4 protein-coding genes and 1 pseudogene are annotated in these 4613 nt (G+C 65.8%); 1 reads left to right on the forward strand and 4 read right to left on the reverse strand.

Translation table 11 applies throughout. The annotated features are described in order from the left end of the window. The 4 genes and pseudogenes from ACTHJR_RS10500 to ACTHJR_RS10515 all read right to left on the reverse strand — a co-directional run. Positions 1-227: pseudogene (locus ACTHJR_RS10500) on the reverse strand (alpha-ketoacid dehydrogenase subunit beta); the annotation flags it as partial. Between the two features lie 53 nt (positions 228-280). After that, the gene (locus ACTHJR_RS10505; RefSeq protein ID WP_440523115.1) at positions 281-406 is read right to left on the reverse strand and encodes a hypothetical protein; all 126 of its coding nucleotides are present in this window, start codon (positions 404-406) and stop codon (positions 281-283) included. Further along, on the reverse strand, positions 388-1677 hold the full coding sequence (locus tag ACTHJR_RS10510; RefSeq protein ID WP_440523116.1) for a 3-methyl-2-oxobutanoate dehydrogenase (2-methylpropanoyl-transferring) subunit alpha: 1290 nt from the start codon (positions 1675-1677) through the stop codon (positions 388-390). Before ACTHJR_RS10510 ends, ACTHJR_RS10505 begins: the two co-directional genes overlap by 19 nt. Positions 1678-1929: 252 nt before the next feature. Then, positions 1930-2931: a fumarylacetoacetate hydrolase family protein gene (locus tag ACTHJR_RS10515; protein WP_440523117.1), complete on the reverse strand. Its 1002-nt coding sequence runs from the start codon at positions 2929-2931 to the stop codon at positions 1930-1932. 128 nt (positions 2932-3059) lie between these two features. Here ACTHJR_RS10515 and ACTHJR_RS10520 point away from each other — a divergent pair, with 128 nt between their 5' ends. Continuing rightward, a complete protein-coding gene (locus tag ACTHJR_RS10520) occupies positions 3060-4214 on the forward strand; it encodes an acyl-CoA dehydrogenase family protein (RefSeq protein ID WP_440523118.1) in 1155 nt (384 codons plus the stop codon). Positions 4215-4613: the final 399 nt, after the last annotated feature.

A 4613-nucleotide genomic window follows, 5' to 3' on the forward strand; every position in this document is an offset into this window, starting at 1 on the left:
GGCACCGGGCGCAGGCCATAGGCGCCCATGCCGACCGCGACGCCGACGATGCCGCATTCGGTGATCGGCGTGTCGAACACGCGCGTCTTGCCGTATTTCTTCTGCAAGCCGGCGGTCGCGCGGAACACGCCGCCGAAATAGCCGACGTCCTCGCCCATCACGATCACGTCGGGATCGCGCGCCATCATCACATCGAGCGCCGAGTTGATCGCCTGGATCATGTTCATGCGGGTGGTGGTGCCGGTCTCGGCCGCACCCGTTTCGGTTTCGATGACGTCGCTCACCAGCTCAACTCCGTCACCCCAGCGAACGCTGGGGTCTCCTGAAAATAGAGCGCGCGCTCGCGGCTCGGGATCCCGGCCTGCGCCGGGACGGCGATGCTGCGCATCACCGCTTCCGCGCCCATGGCCGCCCCGATGCTTCTTCCTCGTCGAGCATCATCTGGCGCTGTTCGCGCAGATGCCACGGCATCTCCTCGAACACGCCGTCGAACAGCGAATCGAGCGGCTGGTGCAGGCCGTGGCCGAGGATGCCGTTCTTCTCGGCCTCCTTCTGCGCGTCGCGCACCATTTCCGCGAGTTCCTTGTCCTGCGCGGCGTGGCGCTCCTCGTCCCATTCGCCGAGCGCGACCAGATGGTCCTTGAGCCGGGTGATCGGATCGCCCAGCGGCCAGGCATTGGGCTCGCCCGCCGAGCGATATTGGGTCGGATCGTCGGAGGTCGAATGCCCTTCGGCGCGATAGGTGAAATGCTCGATCAGCGTCGGGCCCTGGTTGGTCCGCGCGCGCTCTGCCGCCCATAGGGTCGCGGCATAGACCGCCAGCGCGTCGTTGCCGTCGACCCTGAGGCCGGCGACGCCATAGCCCACGGCGCGCGCGGCGAAGGTCGTCGCCTCGGCGCCGGCGAAACCCGAAAACGAACTGATCGCCCATTGGTTGTTGACGACGTTGAAGATGACCGGTGCGCGATAGACGGTGGCGAAGGTCAGCGCCGAGTGGAAATCGCCTTCCGCCGTCGAGCCCTCGCCGCACCAGGTCGCCGCGATCCGCGTGTCGCCGCGCGAGGCGGAAGCCATCGCCCAGCCCACCGCCTGGGGATATTGCGTCGTCAGATTGCCCGAGATCGAGAAGAAGCCGAAGCGCTTTTCCGAATACATGATCGGCAGCTGCTTTCCCTGCAGCTTGTCGCCGGTGTTCGAATAGATCTGGTTCATCATGTCGACCAGCGGACAGCCACGCGAGATCAGCACGCCCTGCTGGCGGTAGCTGGGGAAGCACATGTCGTCGTCGGCGAGCGCGGCGGCGGCGCCGATCGACACCGCCTCCTCGCCCAGGCTCTTCATGTAGAAGCTGGTCTTGCCCTGGCGCTGGGCGCGGAACATGCGCTCGTCGAAGGCGCGGACCAGCGCCATGTTGCGAAGCATGCGGCGCATCGCATCGGGCGAGAGCTTGGGATTCCAGGGCCCGACCGCGCAATTGTCCTCGTCGAGCACGCGGACCATCGTATAGGCGAGGTCGATGAAGTCCTGCGGCTTGTCGGCGGTGTCGGGACGCCGCGCCGCGCCCGCCGCGGGGACGTCGACCGCGCTGAAATCGACCGTGTCGCCGGGGCGGAATTTGGGCTCCGGCACGTGCAATGACAGGGGCTTCAGATTGGCGCGCGGATGCTCGCTGGCCATGCTCTCTCCGGGTTCGACTCAGGTCACCGCAACGATCGCGCGCGGCCTTGGTGTCGTTGTTATAAAATTTCAACGAGCTTGGCGAGTCTTGCGGCGGGCCCGGCCGATTGTCCGCCCGGCAAACAGGCTATGCCGAGCGGATGGCTATACCCGTCACCCCAGCGAAAGCTGGGGCCTCGGGCGAAGGCGCGAGGAGGCACGAAACCCCAGGTTTAGCTGGGGTGACGAGACAGATTGGGGTGACGGTACCGTTTATTCCACCGTCTGTTCGATCACCCCGAAGATCGGATGATGACGGTCGTCCTCCGCCCAGATGCGGACCGTGTCGCCCTTCTTGAGGAACGGCGTCGTCGCCGCGCCGGTGCGGATCGTCTCGACCGTGCGAACCTCGGCGAGGCATGAATAGCCGACGCCGCCTTCGGCGATCGGCTTGCCCGGACCGCCGTCGGCGTCACGGTTGGACACGGTGCCCGAGCCGATGATGGTGCCGGCGCCGAGCCGCCGCGTCTTCGCGGCATGCGCGACGAGCGTGCCGAAATCGAAGGTCATGTCCTCACCCGCTTCGGCGCGGCCGAACGGCTGGCCGTTGAGGTCGACCATCAATTTGCGGCGAAGCTTGCCGTCTTTCCACCAATCGCCCAGCGCATCGGGCGTCACGAACACCGGCGAGAAGGCGCTGGCCGGCTTGGACTGGAAGAAGCCGAATCCCTTGGCGAGCTCGCCAGGGATGAGATTGCGCAAGCTGACGTCGTTGGTCAGGCCGACCAGCAGGATCGCGTCGAGCGCCTGCTCGCGCGTCGCGCCCAAGGGTACGTCGCCGGTCACCACCACCACTTCGGCCTCGAGGTCGCATCCCCAGTTCTCGTCGGCGAGCGGGATGGCGTCGCGCGGGCCGAGAAAGCCGTCCGACCCGCCCTGGTACATCAACGGGTCGTGCCAGAAGCTCTCGGGCATCTCGGCATTGCGGGCCTGCCGCACCAGCGCCACGTGGTTCACATAGGCCGAGCCGTCGGCCCATTGGTACGCGCGCGGCAAGGGCGAGGCGGCGTCATGCTCGTGGAAGCGCTGGCGCGGAATGACCTCATGGTCGAGATCGGTCTGGAGATTGCGGAGATCGGGCGAGAGCCGGTCCCAATCGTCGAGCGCCGCCTGCAGCGTCGGCGCGATGTGCCCGGCATCGGCGTACCAGGCGAGGTCGGTCGACACCACGACGAGCTTGCCGTCACGGCCGTTCTTGAGGCTGGCGAGTTTCATGCACACTCCTGAAATCGTGACCTCTGCCTTAGCCCCATTTCGGGGCCACGCGAAAGCCGGGTTGACGCCCGCGTAAACTCCCCGCACCTTGCCCGAAAGGTTGCAATCAAGGACCTAGGGAGAGGACCATGACCCCCGACAGCGTGCCCGGCCGCTTCGCGTATAACGACGATCACGAGGCGTTCCGCCAGACCGTCCGTTCGTTCCTGCAAAAGGAAGGCGTGCCCAATGTCGGCACCTGGGAAGAAAACCGGCTGGTCCCCAAGGAATTCTGGCGCAAGGCGGGCGAGATCGGGATGCTGTGCCCGACCGTGCCCGAGGCCTATGGCGGGTTGGGGCTCGATTTCGGCTACAACGCGATCGTCGACGAGGAGATGTCCTATATCGGCGTGCCCGCCGGCTTCTCGCTGCAATCGGACATCGTCTGCGGCTATCTCGAATCCTACGGGTCGGAAGAGCAGAAGAAGCAATGGCTGCCGCGGCTCGTCTCGGGCGAGACGATCACCGCGATCGCGATGACCGAGCCGGGCACCGGCTCCGACCTCCAGGCGATCCGCACCTCCGCCAGGAAGGACGGCAATCACTATGTCGTCAACGGCAGTAAGACCTATATCACCAACGGCCAGAATGCCGATCTGGTGCTGGTCGTCGCCAAGACCGATCCCGACGCGAAGCCGGCGTACAAGGGCATGTCGATCATCCTGGTCGAGGCCGATCGCGAGGGGTTCAAGCGCGGCCGCAAGCTCGACAAGATCGGCCAGGATGCCGCCGATACTTCGGAATTGTTCTTCGAGGACGTGCGCGTGCCGATGACCAATTGCCTGGGCGAGGAAGGCAAGGGCTTCATCTATCTGATGAGCCAATTGCCGCAGGAACGGCTGTCGATCGCGATCGGTACCCAGGCCTCGGCGCAGAAGGCGTTCGACGAGACCGTCGAGTTCACCAAGACGCGCAAGGCCTTCGCCGGGACGGTGTTCGACTTCCAGAACACGCGCTTCGTGCTCGCCGATCTGAAGACCAAGCTCCAGGTCGGCTGGGCGCATCTCGACTGGGCGATCCAGCGGCATCTGAAGGGCGAGCTGACCCCGACCGAGGGCGCGGCGGCCAAGCTCTGGCACACCGAACTGCAATGGGAGGTCATGGACAAGTGCCTCCAGCTCCATGGCGGCGCGGGCTATATGAACGAATATCCGATCGCCCGGATGTGGCGCGCCGCGCGGGTCAGCCGGATCTATGGCGGGACCAACGAGATCATGAAGGAGCTGATCGGGCGGTCGCTGTGACAGGCTCGCACTAGGCCCAAGTTCAACCGCACCCCGGCCTTGTGCCGGTGTCCACGGAGCCTCCAGCCCCGCGTCCGCGGCACCGTCATGCCTGCACAGGGCCGGCATGACGGTCGGGCTAGAGGGCAGCATCAGCCCCATTCCATACCGTCATCCCGGGCTCGTCCCGGGATCCGCCGCGCAACAAGGCATGACTTCCGTCGTTGCACGGCAGACCCCGGCACAAGGCCGGGGTGACGGTTTGGGGTTAGGAGAGCGCGACTTCCCGCTCGATGCCGATCGCCTCGAGGAAAGCGGGATCGTGGCTGACCACCAGCAGCGCGCCGTCATAGCTCCGCAACGCCGCCTCCAGCACCTCGATCGAGTCGAGGTCGAGATGGTTGGTCGGCTCATCGAGCA

This window comes from Sphingomonas sp. (assembly GCF_051962185.1).
Lineage (GTDB): Bacteria > Pseudomonadota > Alphaproteobacteria > Sphingomonadales > Sphingomonadaceae > Sphingomonas.